Raw genomic sequence first — 19667 nt, 5'->3', positions numbered from 1 at the left:
ACTGTCCGAATTTCAAAAACCTGTTTAAACAGCATAACAGCTTTTCTAAAATGTGCGGGCATTAATATTTTTTAGAAGAATGGCTATTAATTTTGGACATTTTGTGTCTCCTTACCAGCTTTCCATATTGCCCAAATAAAAAAGCCGCCCCGTATGGCAGCTCCGCAAAAAAGCATGAAGTGAATTTAGGTATTGATTTCTTTAGGCATCCGGAAATAAGATAGCACGGCACCCATTATGGCCATCATACCGCTTATCAGAAAGAAAGCTTGAAAGATATTCCCTCCCACAGTTGGGGAATTGGATACAATACCACTCGAAATCAGAAAAAGAACGCCAAACCCAGCCAAAAATAGTGCTATTTTTTTACTGCTTCTTTTGAATAGGGCATAACCCGTAAGTATGATTAAGTACGAAAACGTTAGGACCATCAACACCGGAAATAGCGGTTTGAATTTTGCTGCATACACGAAATAGTCCAAATTCGAAATATCTTGATCATCCATCACTTGATCATTCAACATCTGTGAAAAGTGAGTTGAATATTTCCATTCCCAAGGGTTATCCAGAATTTCGCTGCCTTCATACCAGGTACAAAATGAAAAAAGTAAAAGGAGAAATGCAGCGATTATTATTGGGACAAAGTATTTCACTGACAATATCACCACCTATAGACAATCGACCTACATTATACCAATGAATTGGAAATTAATATACAACGAACCATCTTCCTATAATAATTAGAAAACAAGCGACCCGGCAAACTTTCACCAACAGCTAAAATTTAATCAGAAAAGGGAATAAGATATTAAGGGCTAGCAAAAGCTAAACATGGATGTTATTTATCAGATAGTGCGTTTGCTTAGCCATCTCCCTTCATCTTACCAATTAACGAAAATACTTAAGGTGCCACCAATTCAACTTTCATCCTATCTGGGTCTTCGAAAAATACAGCATAATGTTCCTTCCCACCGGCGAAGGGGTGCTTGTCGGCATAGAGGATGGTAACTCCTCTGTCCCTTAATTTTCTGGTGATCTCATCAACCTGTTGACGGGAGGTGGCGTGAAAGGCTAAATGATTAAGACCCACTCGTCCCCTATGATAGGGAATGTCAAGAAACCTAGTTTCCGCTTGTACAAAAACAATGTACATGTCATCCAATCTCCAACTCTTCCCGCTTTCCCACTCCTGGAATGGCTCATAATTGATTTCCTCCAAAAACCAGCCCCAAAAATCAACGGTCCTATGTAAATTTGAAACATTCAGCTCAATATGATGTAGAAATCCCTTTGACAACTTTCATCCCCCTTTAATTTGGGCCTTTACTCGTAAGTTTTGCGCTTTTACTCGTGAGTTTCGTGCTTTTACTCGTAAGTTTCGTGCTTTTACTCGTGAGTTTTGCGCTTTTACTCGTGAGTTTGGAGCATTTACTCGTGAGTTTCGTGCTTTTACTCGTGAATTGGGATTAAATCGTACATGCTTCACATCTTCTTCTATATTCTCCCTCACCTTATCAAAAACCCCCAAAATTAACAATCTGAATCCAATTGGACATAATGAATGATTTCTGTTATTATAGTTACTCAGGGTAATGATTACTCAAGGTAACTATATATTATAAGGAGTGTTTCTGATAAAGACTTACCAAAAATTCTTTCAGCAATTATTGCTGATGTACCGGCCTTTTGAAAATAATCTAAATATACAGCTAAACAAGCATGATTTACACAGGGCGCAATGGTCCATTTTACATTACTTATCCAATTATGGTTCTGCAACGCTTGTAGAGCTTGCCAATTATCAGAGTGTGGAAAAGCCCACAATTACCAGGACCATTACCCGTTTGGAAGAGCTGGGATATGTCGAGCATGTGCCAAGTAAAGATAGACGGGAAAAAAGAATGCGGCTTACTGAGCTTGGCTCAAAGCTCTACAGTGAAGTCCGCGTGACAATCGATCAATACGAACAGGACATCTTGAAGGGGATCACTGAAGAGGAACAACTCGCAGCCATACGCATTATGGGCGAAATAAGAAATAACATTATAAAGTAAGGAGATAATAAAATGGAACAATCCAGACCTAGACTGTGGACGAAGGACTTTGTCATCGTTTCTTCCATCAATTTTTTCATAACATTAATCTTTTATTTACTGATGGTGACCCTTGCCATCTATGCCGTAAATGAATTGAATGCTTCTACAAGCCAAGCCGGACTCATATCGGGTATTTTCATAATCGGGACATTAATCGGACGTCTGTTCATCGGCCGTTTCATTGATTCAATCGGCCGCAAGAAAACATTATTCATCGGTTTGATCTTTTTCACTTTGACAACACTTCTATATTTTGTGGATCTCGGAATTGGCTTCTTGCTCGTTAACCGCCTGATCCATGGTATGGCGATGGGTATGGCGAGTACTGCGACAGGAACGATCGTCGCCCAGATCATCCCGGCAACACGAAAAGGAGAAGGCATCGGCTACTACAGCATGAGCGCAACACTTGCGACGGCAATCGGCCCTTTCATCGGTCTGTATATGGCTCAACATACAAGCTTCCAAGTGATATTCAGTTTCTGCCTGGCTTTAGGGCTGATCAGCCTGATTACAGCATTCTTCCTTAATGTCCCGGCATTGAAAGTGACGGCAAAAGTGACTGAAAGTAAAGGATTCAAGCTTTCCAATTTCATTGAACCTAAGGCACTGCCCATCTCAATCATTACTCTGTTATTGGCATTCTGTTATTCCAGCGTCCTTTCTTTCATCAGTTTCTATGCCATTGAAATCGACCTGGTCAATACAGCAAGCTTCTTCTTTGTCGTTTACGCAGTAGCCGTATTATTATCACGCCCTTTCTCAGGACCGTTAATGGACCGGAAAGGATCGAACTTCATAATGTATCCAGCCTTTTTGATTTTCGGAGTCGGTTTGCTCCTTCTAAGCATAACAACCAATAGCTTCACTTTACTGGCAGCTGGTTTCCTCATTGGCCTCGGATTCGGTAATATGCAATCAAGCTCGCAGGCGATTGCCGTTAAGCTGACACCGCCCCACCGTATGGGGATGGCAACATCCACCTTCTTTATCATGCTTGATGCAGGACTTGGATTCGGCCCTTATATTCTGGGATTCATCATTCCAGTAACAGGGTACAGCACACTGTATGTCATCCTTGGCGGTGTGGTCATCGCAACTTCCATTCTTTACCACTTCCTGCACGGCAGGAAAGAACGTGCAGCCAGAGCGAACTTGGCTTCCGTTTAATGAAAAAGGGATATCCCATTGGAGGATATCCCTTTTTTCACGATTTTTGTGCCATTTAAAGAATCAAGCCGTTTAGAATTCGTCCGTTGTTGGAGGTAATTCGTCCTTCATGAACGTTAATTCGACCTTCAGAGAAATAATTCGTCCTTCATGATCGATAATTCGACCTTCATCAAAAAAAGCCGCCAATAAAGTTTGTACTTTTGAGACAGCTTCTAGTGATAGTCATCCCTTATTTGACTTCCAAGCTTTCGATATTAAAACCATAATTTTTGCCGTTCTTTTTATTTGTGACTGTTTCACCTTTATATAAAGTCTTTCCAGTCTTATAATCGGTAATTAGAAGTTGGGCAGGCTTGGATGTTAAAACGCCCTCTTGATCCCTTCCGCTGCCTAACAGGAAGTATACACGCCCATTCTTAAAGGCAGCGAAGTCTTGTTCTTTTTTATTAACAGTTAGATCTAGCTCCATGTCATTCGTTATCTTTTGACTGCTTAGATCAAACGTCTTAATGTGATATTTATCGGACTTGGTATCAACTATGTAAAGTTTTTTCCCATCCGCATATCCACCTCTTTCCATGTCCGGGCTAAGCGATTCTTTTTTGGGCAATTTAACCGTTTCTAATTTTTCCGTATCATAATTATAAGATAAAAGCTTGCTTTCCTTTAGTTTTTCCTTAAAGCCATCCTCATGATTTACCCCTTTAATTAACGAAATTAATACCATGTTGTTTGGCTGGGAAGGTGCAATATCAGTTGGCATCTCAAGATCAACTTGATTGGGATCAGTAAAAGTTTCAGATAAAAGGGTTTTATCACTCAAAACTTTCTTATTAGCTAAATCGATCGTATACAGATGAACCTCTATTGTTTGCTTTTCATCGTTTGAATTAACATCATTCATCGTTAAAACCTGCAGTTTTGAATGGACCAACTGCACATCCCTGACAACAACATTCATGATTCTCTCTTGATCGGGAAGTTCAATTTTGAAAGAAGTTTCATCCTCGCCTTTCTTCTCCAGCAAACCGATATCAAACTCCGCTTCCATTTTTCCGTTCTTTGTAAAATCTTCATTCACCGAGGCGTAAGCCAGGAAATCATCGTCTTCATATAAAGAATTAATGGAATCCCTACCACGCATAAATGAACGATGTTCTTTTATCAATCTTTCAATTTGAAAATCTTGTATTCCAGATAAGTTTTCAAAGTAAGACCGTTCGCTGGCATATATGGATTGATTGGATTCAATCGTTAATGGTTCATATCTGGGATTAACTTCGAGTGAACCATGTATTATTACCGGATCAAGCTCTTTATCACTGCCTTCTAGCGTCTTGAAATTATACTTTGGAAGGCCGGAAGCGGAGGAAGCTACTTTGACATAATAGGTCCCGATGCTTAAGATGACAACCATTCCAATAATGATGCTGCATATATAACGTTTCACCTTGTCACTCTCCTTTAATAGTTGTTATACCGTAACGCGATTTTTCAATAACCAGGAACCAAGCCAAATCGATAATCCTGTCAAAATGATTCCTAAGGCGAGCTGCAGACCAAGTATTTCATTAGGGTAAAAATAGAAAGTACCACTCTCCATTACGAAAACAGGAGTTAAAAACACTGCAGCAGAGATCCCGACATACACCAAGCCCAAAATGATTCCTTTTATGCGGAAACTTCTTTCAAACATGATCGCCGTGAATAATATCGACATGATCATAAGACCTATGCCATAGGAAAGCAGGAATTGCGTGAACGAGCTAGGGATTATCAATGACAAAATCGGAATGAATTTCGTAATGCCGTAAGTTGACATTTCATTCAAAAGCGATTCAGGTACGTATGAATTAAATAGGGCATTTTCCATTGGTAAAATGATAATCTGGAAAGCAATCAATCCTAACACCATCAAGAAGATGGCCGTGGCTTTGGAAAGGTAGATTGATAATCTGGATGTCGGTAACATCAATAGACGATAAATGAACGTATTCTTTCCAAACCAATCACGATACCAAATAAGAAAAATGTAAAAAATCAGGGCAACGGCACTCAGCGCGATCGGTCCTAGAAACCAGAGGGTATTGGCGATATGGGTAAAATCAATGCCTCCTCCATATTGGGTAATATAAGTGGCTTCCGATAGTTTTTCTCTTGAGATGATCTCCCTGGCATCATTAAGAAGACTTTTCGTTACGATGATCACGCCAGCAAATTGCGAAACCAAGGTTATCAACAATAAGGATATATATATTTTACTAAAACGATTGATTTCAAAATTCACTAGCTTTAAATATCGCATCATGCTTGATACACCTCTCTCATTACATCGACTACCGATTTCCCTTCATCCTCACGCATTTCTTCTGTATTGAACTCTTTGAGGACTTTACCGTTATCCAATAAAATGACCTTATCGATTAAATGTTCAATATCGCCGATTTCATGGGTCGTGATGATGACTCCTCTATCTTCAATAAGGTGGCTCGCAAAGACATCGGCAATTTGCTCGCGGCTAAACATATCAATGCCTGAAAACGGTTCATCCATCAATACATAATCCACGTCAAGGGACAGCCCCAGCATCAGGTTTAGCTTAGCTGTGTTCCCTTTAGACAACTCGGAAATGGGGGTCTCTTCTTTCAGTTTAAAAAATCCCAATAATTGATTAGCTCTTTCTGAGTTCCATGACGTATAGAAATCTTTCATGAAAACCATAGCCTGTTTAACGGTCATTTGCGGAAGCATGGTCGGTGCGTCCGGAATGAACGTGATTTTTTCATAACTGTTATGTGTCATTTTTTGATCATCGATCAGGATTTCACCTTTATATGGCGTCAATCCCATAATCGCTTTGAGTGTAGTCGTTTTACCGACACCATTTATCCCGATCAGACAAGTAACTTCGCCTTTATTGGCTGTAAATGAAACACCATCTAAGATTGTCTTCCGTCCATATTTCTTAGAGATTTGTTTTACTTCTATCATTTTTCATCCCCCTCCCTTATTTCTTCCGAATATTTTTCCTTAACCACTTGAAGCAGCTCATCAACTGGCACATTAATCGGACGAATAGCATCAACAAAAGAATCAACAGCTGCAAGAATTAGCTCCTGTCTAACAGCCTGTAAAATCGTTTCATTAGTCGTGATTTGACTTGGAAAATTTCTTTCTGTATGAATCAAGCCCTGTTCCTCCATTTCTTTATACGCTTTTTGTGCTGTATTAGGATTAATATTCAGCGCAGCCGCCAGTTCTCTTCGGGAAGGAATCTCCTGTCCGGCTACGAAATTGCCAATGGCTATTTGTTCTTTAAAATGTCTCACGACTTGCAGATATACCGGTTCCCGGGTATTAACGTTCATAAAACCACCCCCTATTATTTAGGAAAAAATATAATTTACATGTAGTCACCTGTGTATGTACTAAGTGGTTCATACACCTTATAGATGTACTATACCTGTAATACACCTAAGCTGTCAACAACCAATTCCAAAAAAATGAAAACCCCGAATGCGCAGTGCAGCCGGAGCTTCTTTTATTGCTTTAAATTAAAGTTTTTATAATCCTTTTATGGCTTCCGAAAAGGAGTGGATAAAGCTCATTGAAATAGATGATGAAGCAGCCGATCTTTATCTTCAAAAAACTGTTTCATCAACAAATAGTGATTGGACTCCTCTAAAGTCACTTCATTCATACCCTCATCTGATATTTGAAGGATTTTAGCATCTGGATAGGCCATGATGATCGGGGAATGGGTGGAAATGATGAATTGGGAACCTTGTTTAACGAGCTCGTTTATCCTGGCTAACATCGATATTTGCCTTAATGGCGACAAAGCAGCTTCAGGCTCATCGAGGATATACAATCCATCCCCTTGAAATCGTTCTACAAAAGCAGAAAAAAACGATTCCCCATGAGATTGCTGGTGAAGTGATTTCCCACCAAAGGAATCGATGATCTTCCGTCCCGACGATGCCTCCCTGTCCAATTCCTCTATATTTGTCGCTACATTATAAAAGGTTTCCGCCCTAAAGAAAAAATGATCCTTCGGTTTGTACATGCCTTTTTTCAAACGGAGGTATTCGTCCAAATTGGAATGTGAATCATAATTGGAAAAATTGAAATTCAACGTTCCGCCTTCGGGATTGAAGCCATACGCAATCGCAATACCTTCAAGCAAGGTGGACTTCCCCATTCCATTTTCCCCGATAACATAGGTAACACTGGGATGAAAAGCCACTTCTTGAAGGTGCTTGATAACCGGCAGGTCAAGAGGGAAATGGTCATACGAAGATATTCGGTCCCTATTCAGGTAGATGCCCCTTATGTACTGTGAATCATAATCTAGTTTCATTAGTAATCACCTTCTGTAAAATAGATTTTTAGCATTGAAGTTAGCCACCATTTAAATGACCGCCCACTTTGGATGCAATTCAATTAAGCTTCCTGTAATACGTTGGGTTGAATCTTTCACTCCCGATTCCTTTATCAAGGCAGGCAATTCCTTATCCACGTACCGTTGATATGAATATTCATTGTCCCATAATGAGGCGACCAGATATCTCCCGTTTTGCTTTTTACCGAATGTACCTGACAAAATGCCTGGTGAGTACATCATCCCTTTGTTCCATACTTCTTTTTGCATCTGCTCAAAGTGGGCTTGTTTATTTGTTTCAACATAACAGTCAGTCACTCGAAGTAGTATCCCCTTGCCAAAAAAAGCGGTAATATCTGTAGTTCCTATATTGAATATTTTCTCGAATATATCGACAGAAATTTTTGTATAAGTACTTCTTTGGTCACTCTTCAAGAATAAATCATCATGTTGATGCCGCATGAAACGTTGATAGGAATGGAGGTCTTTCCATACGGAGAGAATCCCTGCTTCAAGTGGCTCATTTTTATTCCACCCTCCGATTTGACCCATGAAACCAGCACAATGGAGCAACTCTCCCCATCCCTCTTGTGCTGTAGAAAATGCATGCTTGTTTTCCACATTCACTTGGCATTTAATCCACTTCATCAACATGATGATCCCCACGCTTCGCCCATTGTTTCGCTCTTTCATCCACCTTTTTTATAAAATTATTTTTCCCGTTTACATACCCTTTGATATCATCTGGAAATTCTGCTGCCAAGCGCTGTTTCAGCTGACTATACTTTTGTGCTTCATAAGGGTGTGCCAGCATATAATCCCGAAAGGCGAGGTGTCTGGAAATTTCCGCATGCCCTTTTTGAAACATGTGAATATGGTGTGTCCTCTCATCCCCGCCTTTAAGAAAAAACCTTCGTCCAGCGATGCCATTCTCACCCCTAGCATCATAACCTATCCGTTCCATCTCTTTATTAAAATCAGCGACACATTCCACATCTTTAACCACTGCCAAAATATCTATTACTGGCTTGGCATGGATCGCAGGTATGGCCGTGCTGCCAATATGGTATAAATTCATCATTTGATGCCCGAAGATATCCTGTAATCTTTTGCATTCATTTTGAAATAGCTTGGACCATACTTTCTTATGTGAAACGACTTCGACCTTTCTCATGAAAGCCTCCTTTTTTCATACACATTCCCTTTAGTTAATGTTTCTTCCATTTGATGCTGCTTGTAAATTAGGCTTTCATCTGTGAATGGAGCCTGTTCGAAGACATATGCCAGTTTTATCAATAACCCTTCACTAAAAGCGGTGCTGGCGATTGTCACACGAAAAGGGCCGCCGCTTTTCATGAAACCAGCAGGTACCGCAATGGACGGATACCCAGCTTTGGCGCAAATGGTGGAACCTATGTAGGAAGGAAAAAGAACCGCATCAAGGTCATCCTTCTTCAAGGCAAAATCAATGCCCTGTTCCAATATAAATCTTCCAGTTTCGCATTCAAGTATTCTGGGTTTCTTAACGTATTAGGGAGACCTTCTCTATTCTCCAATTTATTTTGCCCATATTTTAATGCTCGTTCCCTTATGCCTTACATTCGTAGCCGAGCATAGCTTTCGTTCGTATTCTAGCTAATAGTGATCCCAATTTCCAACGCTTTCTGGACGGCTTCTTCCTTGTTGCGGACTCCTAGCTTTAAATAGGCCGAGGAGGCGTAGTTTCTGACCGTGCCGTCCGACAAATACAGCTTGGACGCTATCGTCTTGTACCGGAGCCCTTTGGCAACAAGCTGCAATATTTCTATTTCCCTGGTCGTCAGGTCATAGTCGTCTGCGGCTTTCGGTTTCGGTGATTCGATGCTCTCATCGAATTTCTCGAATATTTTATGGGACATCCCCTGATCGATTAGGGTGCCTCCCCGGTGAATGAGCCGAATCGTATTGGCCAGCTCGAGCGTTTCGGTCGATTTCAGCAGGAAGCCGTCCGCACCGTTGCGCAGCAAGTCCAACGCTTGCCCCGAATCCTGGAACGTCGTAAGAATCAACACGCGGATATGCGGCCATTGCTGCTTAATCATTTTGGTTGCCTCGGCTCCGCCCATGCCCGGCATATCCAAATCCATAAGCACTACATGGGGCTGAAGGCGCCCGCACAGGTCGACGGCTTGTTCGCCATCCTTGGCCAAGCCGTCGACGTTCAAATCCTGGTACCTGTCGAGCAACGTCCGCAGACTTTCCCGAATAAACGGCTGGTCGTCGACGACCAACAGGCGAATAAGCCCGTCTGCCATTTCCGCTTGTCGCGGCAAAGTACAGGCGACAAGCGTCCCGTCCCCGGAATTCGTATAGACGGACACTTGACCTTGCAAATTCATCGCCCGCTCCTTCATCGCGTTCATGCCGAAGCCCTCCCGCCACTCTTCCGCCCCTCTTCCGTTATCGTGCACCTCCAGCCTCGTATATTGCTGCTCGAATTGCAGAGAAACGGTGATTTCCGTCGCCTGCCCGTGACGAACAGCATTCGTAAGCGACTCCTGCAAGCAGCGAATGAACGCCATTTTCGCTTGCCGGGACAGTTTGTACTCCTCTCCGAACGCACGAAAGCTTACCTCGACCCGGGCATGCTCCTGAAATTCATCTCCAAGCTTTTGCAGGGACTGGACCAAGGAAAGCGACTGCTGAGGAGACTCCATTTGATGCAAGTATCCCCTCACTTCCTCGATTCTTTTGCGGCCCATCTCAAGCAAGGAATCAAGCCTCTGTATACCCATTTCGTTAGTAAGCTCGGGGCGCAACGTTTCCATTCCCATGATGATGGAAGTATAAGCATGGCCGACTGTATCGTGGAGCTCCCTAGACAACCTGCTTCGTTCTTCTGCCAGCGTAATGCGCTCGATTTGGGACATATATTGTTCAAGCACCGCATTTTGTTTACGGATCGTTTCATTTTGCCGATGATTGACGATCAATAAGTGAAAAGCGAATCCCAACACATAAGCAAGTCCGTAGTAGGTGACCATGACCCAATAGGTGTTGCTTGGCGAAACCGCATGGAAAATTCCGGGCATCACCAAGACCGTTGCCGGAGCCGTCCAATGATAGGAAAGATGATTGCTGTTTGCAGCGATAAGAAACGCCGATACAATAAATGTAGAATAAGCATCCGGAAACAATGAGGTTAAAAATATGCATAGTCCGCCATATAGCAGTATTTCCATGAACAAATAATATTTGTAGTTGAGCAGCAAGCAGACCCAAGGAATGGAGAAGGCGGCAATCTCCCAAAAAATAACGGTCCAAAGCGGCAGCGTTAGACCTTCCTGAAAACTAATCGTCGTCAGGATGAATGAAACGCTAGTAAAAAGGCGGAGCGCCAACATAATCCACTCAAACCAAAACCACTGTTTAACCATATCCAACAAGTCGTCCACCCCCTAAGTAGCCTTCTGTTTTGTATCCTATATTATAGACCTAACCTTCGATAAATGACATATTTTTCTAGTTAACGCTACAGCCCTTACACAAAGTCCGGAAACAAGACCTTTATTGGTTTAGCTTTCTAATCATCATTCGTGTATAACCTCCCAATTTCTTCGCCAAAACATCTGCAAGCTTGAAGCTTATTACAGTAAGCACCACTCCCACAGCCATTATAAGGAGTGATTTCGCAAAAGTATCTACCTCCATAAAAAGGACATGCATATTGATGTATCGATACAATAGTGGTGCAACCAGGAATGCAAGAGGTGCTAAATAGAGAACGGCTGCGCTGACGAGACTGAAAAGCCCGATCACGAACTTCTGCATTAACCAAATGACGGCAGACCAGTTGCGGCGATCCGTAAGCTCTAATTTGGCTTGAGCCCAGACCGTTGCATCCGTTGTTACTATTCTGTCGTAAGGGGCCGTCGTAATATCGGTATAGATTTTCGTCTGTGTGCGCTCGAATTGGATGAACGTTGTAGTAGTTCGCAATACGCGTAAAACTAGTGGAATGCCGACTACCGTAAATGAAAGGCTTAAACTGAACGACAGTGCTACCATGTAAAAACAAAAGTAAAACAAGCCTGTAACGAAAGTTAACAATAAAAAATAACCATTCTGGATGAAACCTGATTTCATAAGGTTCATCACTCCTCTCTGTGTAATATCCGTATCGTATTGCTTCTTCTGTCAACCGCACAAGTGTAAAAATGTCATATGACATTTTCGAAGAGTTCCTTTGCGGTTTGCGAAGTTTATTATGACGCCGATACTTGGTGTTGAAGTATTGGCTGTTCTCTGCTTATTGGCATTTTATTTGGCGAAAAATATTTAGAGCCGCAAGCCCGCGAACGCCCCAACGGCTCAATTGGTTTCAGGTGTCCAAGCTGTACTCCCAAACCGACAGCAATCTAAAAACCTGACGATTATTCCTGTTCCGAAAAACGAGATAAGCTTACGAAATAATCCAATATAGGATGATCTCCAAATGACAAAAAAAACAAGCTAACATTATTTTTAAAAATGACGTTAGCTTGCGATGCAGCATATGGGAATCACTCTGAGATTTGGAAAGGAGAATCCGGTCTGATTAGCGCTATTATTATCTTTATTGCTGACTCATTGTGTCCCGAACAACCAAGCTCGCAAAGCATGGAGTTGGCTTGAAACGACATATGGCTTTACTTTATGCGCTGTAACCAGTGTGCGCGGTCGTATTTCTCAATGGAAGAGCGGTGAGTTAAGTGGGGTATCTTTCAGAAGGATTTTAAAGTTTGAAATAAAGTTAAATTAAACATTGATTCAATCATAAAAGAATCCCACGCATTCTGAAAAAAGATTAATCAGAATGCGTGGGATTAACTATATTCGTATTTCTTGGTTTCACATTAAACTCATGACATTCCAATGTTTTAGCGATCTTGGTTACCTTTGCGGGCTAATCCATAATCTTCATGAGACTTTGCTTTTCTTTTTTTTCATGAATCCACGAATGATCATTCCGGCAATAATGAGAACCGCCACCACTGCGATTGGCTGGATATATGGCTTGGCCATCTCGTTAACCTGTCCCCAATTGCTTCCTAACTTCATCCCGAGGAATACAAAAAGTATAGACCACGGAAGTACAGCTAGTAGCGTATAATTCGTGAATTTCAATAAGGGCATCTTAGAAATCCCTGCTGGAATCGAAATAGCATGTCTGACAACCGGTATGAACCTAGCCGTAAAAATCACGCTTGGCCCATAGTTAGTAAACCAAGATTCCGCTAGTTCGATATGTTTTTTGTGAATGAATATATACTTTCCATATCGTTCTAAAAATGGTCTTCCACCATAATATCCGATTAAATAAACAAATATTTGGGCGATAGTTCCTCCAATCGTTCCAGCAATAACCGCCCCAACAAAACTGATGCTACCTTGGGAAACTAAAAAGCCACCATAGGATAATACAATCTCACTTGGAATAATTTCAATCATGAGACCAAGGGTAATTCCTAGGTACCCATAATCCATGAGTGTAAGTAAAATAGTTTGGATAAAGTCGTTCATAATTCAACTTCTCTCTTTCATTTTCGCTTTTCTCAAAACGGATCACAAATGTTGTTATTAACTCCACTTGTTAATGGGCCACTGGCGACACGGATAATAGAATGACCCTTAGCTATAAATAACTTTTGACTGATTTGTGAGATAGGATGGCTTATTGACTTGTTTAAGGTTAAGAATCGATTTCATAATGCCCACCATTTCCTCAGGGTTTTCCCATTCCATTTCCTTTTGATAGGTTTCGATGGATTTATCCCATTGATCCATTTTTTTATGGTCCTTTAATATATTAAGCATTTGTTTTTCAAATGATAATTTGCGATTGATTTCAAATACAAGGTTATTGTCTTTTAAATACTGTAGATTTATTTCCTCCTGTCCCGGGAGCATCGAATGGACAAAAATCGGAAGCCTTTTTCGAAGTGCTTCACTAATGGTGACACCACCTGGTTTCGAAACGATTACATCCACTTCTTCATAAAGTTCGTTCATTTCCGATCTTGATGAAATATACGGTAATGGTTTAATATGAGCTAAATTCCATGTTTTGATCTCATCAAATAGCTTTTTGTTGTTGCCACAAAGTACAAAATAATCAAAGTTGGTTGATTTCTTCAACTCACCAGCTAAATTCAATATCCCGCCCAGGCCACTATTTCCTCCCGAGATTAAAACTTTGGGCCGATCGGTGTTTTTTAAACCACTAGCCTTCTTAGTGATTTCCTCATGCACAGGAATACCAGTCACCATTATACTATGTTTCGGTATTTGATTCTTGCTTAATAGCTTTTCTTTCAATTCTTGACTTGGAATAAAGTGAAAATCAATCCCCTTGCTTCCCCAGACATTATTAATAAAGAAATCCGTATACACGTTGATAATTGGGACACTGCATTTCCCTTTTAATTTTAACTGGCTTAAGAGTTGGGAAGGAAATCCGTGTGTACACACAATTAAGTCAGGATTTTCCTCATCTATCAATTGTTCCATTTTCTTCAAGAATATATGTTGACACCATTTAAATGGACGTTCCTTTTTCGAGTTAACGTAAAAAAGGTTTTTGTAGGCGAGATTATAGGTTTCAGGTGCATAACGAATCCATTTCAAATATCCCGTCGTTATCATTTTTTCTAAAGAATTATTCGTATAACTTAGCAAATCCACTTTTTTCAAAATGACTCCGTTTGTATGTTTATTTAACAAATCCATTAAGGCCTCTGCAACTTGATGATGTCCCGACTGCATGCGGAAGAGAGGTAAAAACAAAACCTTCTTCATATATGTCATCCCCTATAGAAATCATTCTTTTAATCGATGGATACGTACTAAGAAAAAAGTCCATTTGTATGTTCAAGATCTTTTTTCCCCTTACAATATATCACTGATTTTGTTAAAACCTTTCTTTTTAATCAATTTTTAATGATATGTTCATGGTATCATAAGCCCTAGTCCCTAAACTTAATAGCCCGATTAGGAACCAATTATAGTATATTGGTTAATCCAATCGGGACGGTAATTTATTCTTTTTTTTCCTCTTCATATAATTGATAAAAGTATATATCAGTAAAAAGACTAAGAATACGACACCTAAAAGTGGAACATATTCCGGATTTATATGAAAGGCATTACCTATATAATACCCTGCGACTATAAGAGGGACAGTCCAGAGAAACGTGCCTAACATGGAAAAGAGAATAAATTTGAACAGGGGAATGTTATTGATTCCTGCGAAATACGGACTGATTTGTCTTATTCCAGGTAAATAAAATCCAAACACGATCGTTTTTTTTGTATTATTCATATACTTTTTCTGTACTTTCTCCCAGCGATCATTGGTAATGCCCACGTATTTCCCATATTTTTTTATAAATGGATACCCAACGTATTTCCCACATACATAAGCGATAAGCATCCCTATGAAGGCTCCGAGAAATGCACTGAGCACGGCTAAACCAAATGAGAGCTTATTTTGCCCAATCAGGACTCCGATTAGAAATAGAAGAGATTCTTCTGGAGCGGGAATCCCCACAATGCCCATGAATAAAAAAAGAAATATGATAAGATATCCATATAAGTCAATAAAATGCAGGATACTATCTATGTTCATAAAGTCCCCTCGAATCAGTTATAAGTCTTTTAATGTAATAAATTGTGTTCCCTTTTTTATGGTTTCCTCTAGGTAAATTTCCAATACTTCAATCATATATCGCGGTGCTTCTTTATCCGCCCCTAAGGTTTCCCCACAGTCATGGAGCAGGAGAATCGAATTTTCTGTTGAGGTTGTCCGCAATTGATTAAGCAGGTCATTCCTGCAAGTTTCCACTTTCCAATCTCCGAAAATGTCTGACCACATGATCACTTTATATTTCTTGCTGGCTATTTTCGTAAAAATATTAAAATGGCCCCATGGAGGCCTATAAAAAGTGACTTTTTCATGCGTACATTCCATTATCGCCTTTTCCGTCATACTCAACTGTTTCGATAACTGAAAGGGCGAGAGGATCCAGCTTGAAATATGATCAAAATGATGGATTCCAATTGTATGTCCCTCTTCATGCATTCGTTTAATGATATCAGGGTTATTTTTCACTTTACTGCCCACAACAAAAAACGAACCCTTTATCTCGTACTTTTTTAAAAGATCAAGTAATTGTGTAGTATATTCAGGGTTAGGGCCATCATCAAAAGTAAGGGCTATCCCATTATTCCTCTTGTTTTTTTTGGTAATTCCCAGTCTGCATACACGAATAATTACAGTAGGGAAAATCGAATAAATTAGAAATAACAATACTATGATACTCAGACTAATTATCCCTATATGTGTCACTCACAGAACACCTCATTCTTGTATTTAGCAGCAAATTACCTTTTCGGTAAGGATAATACCACCTCTGTTCCTATTCCGTCGATACTGGCCACTTTAATTTCCCCATTATGTTGATTCATTATGTTTTTGGCTATCGATAAACCTAGCCCTGTTCCGCCTGTCTCCCGGCTTCTAGCCTTATCCACCCGGTAAAAGCGTTCGAAGATATTTTCCATTTCATGCTCAGGAATACCAATCCCATAATCTTTTACCCGAATGACCGTAGAATATGACTGATCCTCTACATACACATCAATTTTGTCTGTACTATATTTGATTGCGTTATCTAAAAGGATAATAATCACCTGTTTTATCTTCAATTCATCTGCTGTAATCATAATGGTATCTTCTTGATAATGAAAATTTATTTCTCGCCCATAGACCTCTTTGAATTGTTTAAACACGTTCGCGCATAAAGTTATTATATTCACTGATTTAATATCTAAAGAATTTTCCATTTCCGTATCGGCTAATTCCAGCAGCCTTTCCGTCATTTTCTGTATTCGGGTTGCCTCTGAATGAATTACATTTATAACATCCAATGCCTTTTCTTCGCTTTTTATCCGGCGGCGGCGCAAGAGATCGGCATAACTCTTTATTATCGTTAGCGGAGTCTTTATTTCATGTGAAGCATCTGAAATGAATTGCTTCTGTTTTTCCAAATTCACATCCAACCTGTTCATCATCCGATTGAAAGTAACAGCCATTTTTTGCAGTTCATCTTTTGTTTCCTGTTGGATGATGATTTTTTTCGGAATACCGCTTTGTTCAATATCCTCCATCGTATTAATCATATTGGAAATTGGTCTCATAATTACACTCGATAACCACCTGCCGCCTAGCAGCGATAGCCCCGCCCCTAATAGGGTACAAAATGTGAGAATGGAAAGTAATACATCCTTCCCTAATTCCAGACCTAGTAATCTATCTCCAATTTCTAAAGTTCCAACAACTTTACCTTTGGATTGGATAGGAACCCTAACGATTAATATTTGTTCTTCTTTATGCTCTTGTTTAATTGTGCTTCTATGCGATTCTTGTTTAGTAGAAAATTCCCCTTTAAATTTCGTAAGCAAATAATGGTCGCTGGACACTTCGCTACTGATTTTAGAATCAGGTTGAACGATCCTTATAAATGAATGATTCGTCAAATATGTGGTTAATTTTTTGTTTAATTCATGGGGCGTATCATCCATATGTATTTCAGCAATGACATTTTGCGCTTTATGAATTAATATATCCTCTTCCATATTTACAGTAATCTTCATAAACGAAAAAAATACAACAGCATTGACCGCAACCAACACACAGAGTATCCAAGCCGTAGTAATCAGGTTAATTTTTGTTGTAATTTTCATTACTTATTTCTCCCTTACAGTATAACCAATTCCTCTTACCGTCTGAATGATTGTCGGGTCAGAAAAACCTTCTTCCGTTTTCTTTCTTAAATGGCGGATATACACATCGATTACATTTGTCTCCCCTTCATACTCATAACCCCATACATTCATCAGGATATTCTCCCGCGTCACGATTTTGTTTTTATTGGATAGTAAATAAATGAGTAAATCAAATTCCTTTGGGGTTAACGCTATGGAAGAATCCCCCCTCTTAACCTCTCTAGTATCGAGATTAATGAATAAATCTTTTATTGATAAGATCGTTTCCTCTTCTCTCAAAGCATTGGCAGTTATTGAATTATGACGTATAGCTGAACGTATTCTTGCCAATAACTCATCGATTTCAAAGGGCTTCGTTATATAGTCATTGGCCCCTTGATCTAGTCCTGCTACCTTATCCATTGTAATATTGCGAGCTGTTAAGAGGATGATTGGCAGTAATGAGTTCTCATTTCGGATCCTTCTTAAAACTTCAATGCCATTCAGCTCAGGTAACATAACATCTAAAAGTACTAAATCTAATTTTTCTTGTAATGCAGCTTCCAACCCCGACTTGCCGGTATGGGCAAGAAGCACTTCATACCCCTCATATTCGAGTTCTATCTTTAATATCGTCGCTATCTGGATTTCATCTTCTACAACCAGAATACGCTGTTTCATTTAAAACCCTCCTACTTGAGTAGTATATGGCAAGGAGTTCACACCCTCATGTATTGTTTATCGAATTTAGCCAGGAATATTACTTGCATCTTAAACACGAAAAAATTGTCCTCCGCTAAATAATTCAATCCCCTTTATATTTGCTCCAAAGTCCTGTATTTTAATCGTTTCCAATTATTCTTGAAACGCTCTTCCTTCAATTTAGCATTATTTTGCTTTTTATTTCGCTTTTTAATTGATTTTTAATTCTTTTTTCAAGTTGCGTTAAGGTTGAATTGCTATATAGTCTCTAGGGAACAGCAGAACTTGCCAATGAGGTTCAAACAAGAAAAGATCAGGAGGATTCAATAATGAATGATGCAAAAGGTCCCTCCATCGGGCGTCAGATGTTGAACAAGGTTCCTGAAGTCATCATTGGAGACGGCTGCAGACTTCCTGAACGAAAATCTGAACTTGGGCTTGACCAACACCACCTTAATAATGAGTGTTCTTTTGATCATAACTCTTTTCTTTCAATTCAAAGCGAGTAAGTATGTGCCAAGGGTTTACTTGATTAGCGTTGTAGGCACGCTAATTACCGACAATCTGTGGACAATCTGTGGACAATCTCGGGGGCAGTCTGGTGACGACAACTATCATCTTCACAATCGCAATGCTTACGACGTTTGCAGCTTCGTATGCGAGTGAGAAGACGCTGTCCATTCACACTATCTACACATTTAGACGAGAAGCATTCTACTGGTTGGCCATCTTGTTCACTTTCGCCTTGGGTACAGCAGCTGGTGACCTCATAGCAGAAGGTCTCGATATCGGCTAATGGAGGTCTGCACTGTGTTTTCCACCAAAGCACATTTGTGTGACATGTCCGTTTTTGTCAAAGTGTACCGAAAGTAAAGACCATCAAAAAGTAGTGACACGTCATATTTGGCAAGATTATATGGAAGAAGCGGACGTACCTCAACAAAACCAGGTTCAAGATGCTACACAACAGAACAAAGAGCCTTCTTTCAGCGCACCAAAGTATCATATGACGGGCAGTTGGACAAATGATGAATTTTTATAATGATCAATGGCAGCAGCGACATTAAAGGTGCTGACAAGTATATACTGCAAAAAATCCCGAAAAAGGGAATAGAGATAATCATAAAGCATTACAGTTAACCGAATCCACCGGAAATAAGGTAACTGCTATAATCTATAGTGAAGATTCAAATAAGACTTCATTTCTATCGTTAGAAATGAACAAAGAAAAAACTGAAATAACGATAACTATGCAGAATGAAAAACTCGTAACTTACAAAAAAACAGATCTTATTCCAAGCGAATTTAATCCTGAATATGTATGGGGCACTTAAAACCAAAGATAAATGCCCCCCCCCCGAGAACATAGTGAGGATGCCAAAAAAATATAATAAAAATTAAACTCTAAGGCACCTATATTAGGGCTTTTTCTAACCTCTGAAATCAGTTAAAAAATGGCTGTTTTCACATACTATGTTGCTATTTACCAGGTAGTGAGTTGTGGTTGATTTCCCCTCCAGATGCTCGCTTTC

At 39.9% G+C, this 19667-nt stretch carries 20 protein-coding genes and 2 pseudogenes; 4 read left to right on the top strand and 18 right to left on the bottom strand.

Annotated features, from left to right (window positions below; translation table 11 throughout):
* Positions 1 to 185: 185 nt before the first annotated feature.
* The gene (locus ACFX4X_RS20880) at positions 186 to 653 is read right to left on the bottom strand and encodes a YjdJ family protein (RefSeq protein ID WP_377386060.1); all 468 of its coding nucleotides are present in this window, start codon (positions 651 to 653) and stop codon (positions 186 to 188) included.
* Positions 654 to 901: 248 nt separating this feature from the next.
* Entirely contained in the window at positions 902 to 1297 is a 396-nt protein-coding gene (locus tag ACFX4X_RS20875) for a VOC family protein (RefSeq protein WP_284469487.1), read from the bottom strand.
* Between the two features lie 337 nt (positions 1298 to 1634).
* Here ACFX4X_RS20875 and ACFX4X_RS20870 point away from each other — a divergent pair, with 337 nt between their 5' ends.
* Positions 1635 to 2054, top strand: coding sequence for a MarR family winged helix-turn-helix transcriptional regulator (locus ACFX4X_RS20870; RefSeq protein WP_377386057.1), 420 nt, complete (start codon positions 1635 to 1637; stop codon positions 2052 to 2054).
* Between the two features lie 12 nt (positions 2055 to 2066).
* Positions 2067 to 3266, top strand: coding sequence for an MFS transporter (locus tag ACFX4X_RS20865; protein WP_284469485.1), 1200 nt, complete (start codon positions 2067 to 2069; stop codon positions 3264 to 3266).
* Between the two features lie 232 nt (positions 3267 to 3498).
* Here ACFX4X_RS20865 and ACFX4X_RS20860 read toward each other — a convergent pair whose 3' ends face one another.
* The 16 genes and pseudogenes from ACFX4X_RS20860 to ACFX4X_RS20785 form a co-directional block, all read right to left on the bottom strand.
* Positions 3499 to 4719 (bottom strand): hypothetical protein, encoded by a 1221-nt coding sequence (locus ACFX4X_RS20860; RefSeq protein ID WP_377386022.1) that lies wholly within the window; start codon positions 4717 to 4719, stop codon positions 3499 to 3501.
* 24 nt (positions 4720 to 4743) lie between these two features.
* Positions 4744 to 5577 carry a hypothetical protein gene (locus ACFX4X_RS20855; RefSeq protein ID WP_377386019.1) on the bottom strand — a complete coding sequence of 278 codons (834 nt, stop codon included), beginning with the start codon at positions 5575 to 5577 and terminating at the stop codon, positions 4744 to 4746.
* Positions 5574 to 6260, bottom strand: a complete 687-nt coding sequence (locus ACFX4X_RS20850) for an ABC transporter ATP-binding protein (RefSeq protein ID WP_061465241.1) — start codon at positions 6258 to 6260, stop codon at positions 5574 to 5576. The genes ACFX4X_RS20855 and ACFX4X_RS20850 overlap by 4 nt, the downstream gene beginning before the upstream one ends.
* Positions 6257 to 6637, bottom strand: coding sequence for a GntR family transcriptional regulator (locus tag ACFX4X_RS20845; RefSeq protein ID WP_377386016.1), 381 nt, complete (start codon positions 6635 to 6637; stop codon positions 6257 to 6259). Before ACFX4X_RS20845 ends, ACFX4X_RS20850 begins: the two co-directional genes overlap by 4 nt.
* A gap of 236 nt (positions 6638 to 6873) precedes the next feature.
* Positions 6874 to 7629, bottom strand: coding sequence for an AAA family ATPase (locus tag ACFX4X_RS20840; protein ID WP_377386013.1), 756 nt, complete (start codon positions 7627 to 7629; stop codon positions 6874 to 6876).
* Positions 7630 to 7680: 51 nt separating this feature from the next.
* The gene (locus ACFX4X_RS20835) at positions 7681 to 8298 is read right to left on the bottom strand and encodes a YdbC family protein (protein WP_377386010.1); all 618 of its coding nucleotides are present in this window, start codon (positions 8296 to 8298) and stop codon (positions 7681 to 7683) included.
* Entirely contained in the window at positions 8285 to 8824 is a 540-nt protein-coding gene (locus tag ACFX4X_RS20830) for a GrpB family protein (RefSeq protein ID WP_377386007.1), read from the bottom strand. The genes ACFX4X_RS20835 and ACFX4X_RS20830 overlap by 14 nt, the downstream gene beginning before the upstream one ends.
* A pseudogene (locus ACFX4X_RS20825) lies at positions 8821 to 9242 on the bottom strand (hypothetical protein); the annotation flags it as partial. The gene ACFX4X_RS20830 and the pseudogene ACFX4X_RS20825, both read right to left, overlap by 4 nt.
* A gap of 39 nt (positions 9243 to 9281) precedes the next feature.
* Positions 9282 to 11075, bottom strand: a complete 1794-nt coding sequence (locus tag ACFX4X_RS20820) for a response regulator (protein ID WP_377386004.1) — start codon at positions 11073 to 11075, stop codon at positions 9282 to 9284.
* A 121-nt stretch (positions 11076 to 11196) separates the two neighbouring features.
* A complete protein-coding gene (locus tag ACFX4X_RS20815) occupies positions 11197 to 11775 on the bottom strand; it encodes a sensor domain-containing protein (protein WP_377386001.1) in 579 nt (192 codons plus the stop codon).
* Positions 11776 to 12588: 813 nt separating this feature from the next.
* Positions 12589 to 13194, bottom strand: a complete 606-nt coding sequence (uptA, locus tag ACFX4X_RS20810; RefSeq protein WP_377386054.1) for an undecaprenyl phosphate transporter UptA — start codon at positions 13192 to 13194, stop codon at positions 12589 to 12591.
* A 105-nt stretch (positions 13195 to 13299) separates the two neighbouring features.
* Complete coding sequence (locus ACFX4X_RS20805; RefSeq protein WP_377385998.1) at positions 13300 to 14466, bottom strand: MGDG synthase family glycosyltransferase; 1167 nt, start codon at positions 14464 to 14466, stop codon at positions 13300 to 13302.
* A gap of 217 nt (positions 14467 to 14683) precedes the next feature.
* Positions 14684 to 15295, bottom strand: coding sequence for a DedA family protein (locus tag ACFX4X_RS20800; RefSeq protein ID WP_125161241.1), 612 nt, complete (start codon positions 15293 to 15295; stop codon positions 14684 to 14686).
* Positions 15296 to 15313: 18 nt separating this feature from the next.
* Positions 15314 to 16015 carry a polysaccharide deacetylase family protein gene (locus ACFX4X_RS20795; RefSeq protein WP_260398881.1) on the bottom strand — a complete coding sequence of 234 codons (702 nt, stop codon included), beginning with the start codon at positions 16013 to 16015 and terminating at the stop codon, positions 15314 to 15316.
* A 35-nt stretch (positions 16016 to 16050) separates the two neighbouring features.
* Positions 16051 to 17412, bottom strand: coding sequence for an ATP-binding protein (locus ACFX4X_RS20790; protein WP_377385994.1), 1362 nt, complete (start codon positions 17410 to 17412; stop codon positions 16051 to 16053).
* Positions 17413 to 17415: 3 nt separating this feature from the next.
* Positions 17416 to 18114, bottom strand: coding sequence for a response regulator transcription factor (locus ACFX4X_RS20785; RefSeq protein WP_089362718.1), 699 nt, complete (start codon positions 18112 to 18114; stop codon positions 17416 to 17418).
* A gap of 350 nt (positions 18115 to 18464) precedes the next feature.
* On the opposite strand from ACFX4X_RS20785, the pseudogene ACFX4X_RS20780 reads away from it, so the two are divergent.
* Both ACFX4X_RS20780 and ACFX4X_RS20775 read left to right on the top strand, forming a co-directional pair.
* Positions 18465 to 18928 (top strand): annotated as a pseudogene (locus ACFX4X_RS20780) (COG4705 family protein); the annotation flags it as partial.
* Between the two features lie 57 nt (positions 18929 to 18985).
* Complete coding sequence (locus ACFX4X_RS20775; RefSeq protein WP_377385991.1) at positions 18986 to 19177, top strand: hypothetical protein; 192 nt, start codon at positions 18986 to 18988, stop codon at positions 19175 to 19177.
* Positions 19178 to 19667: the final 490 nt, after the last annotated feature.

The organism is Peribacillus sp. YIM B13481 (assembly GCF_042787985.1).
In the GTDB taxonomy this organism is placed as follows: Bacteria; Bacillota; Bacilli; order Bacillales; family DSM-1321; genus Peribacillus; species Peribacillus simplex_A.
The sequence above is the reverse complement of the archived record's forward strand: the minus strand, read 5'-3'. Positions and strand labels throughout refer to the sequence as shown.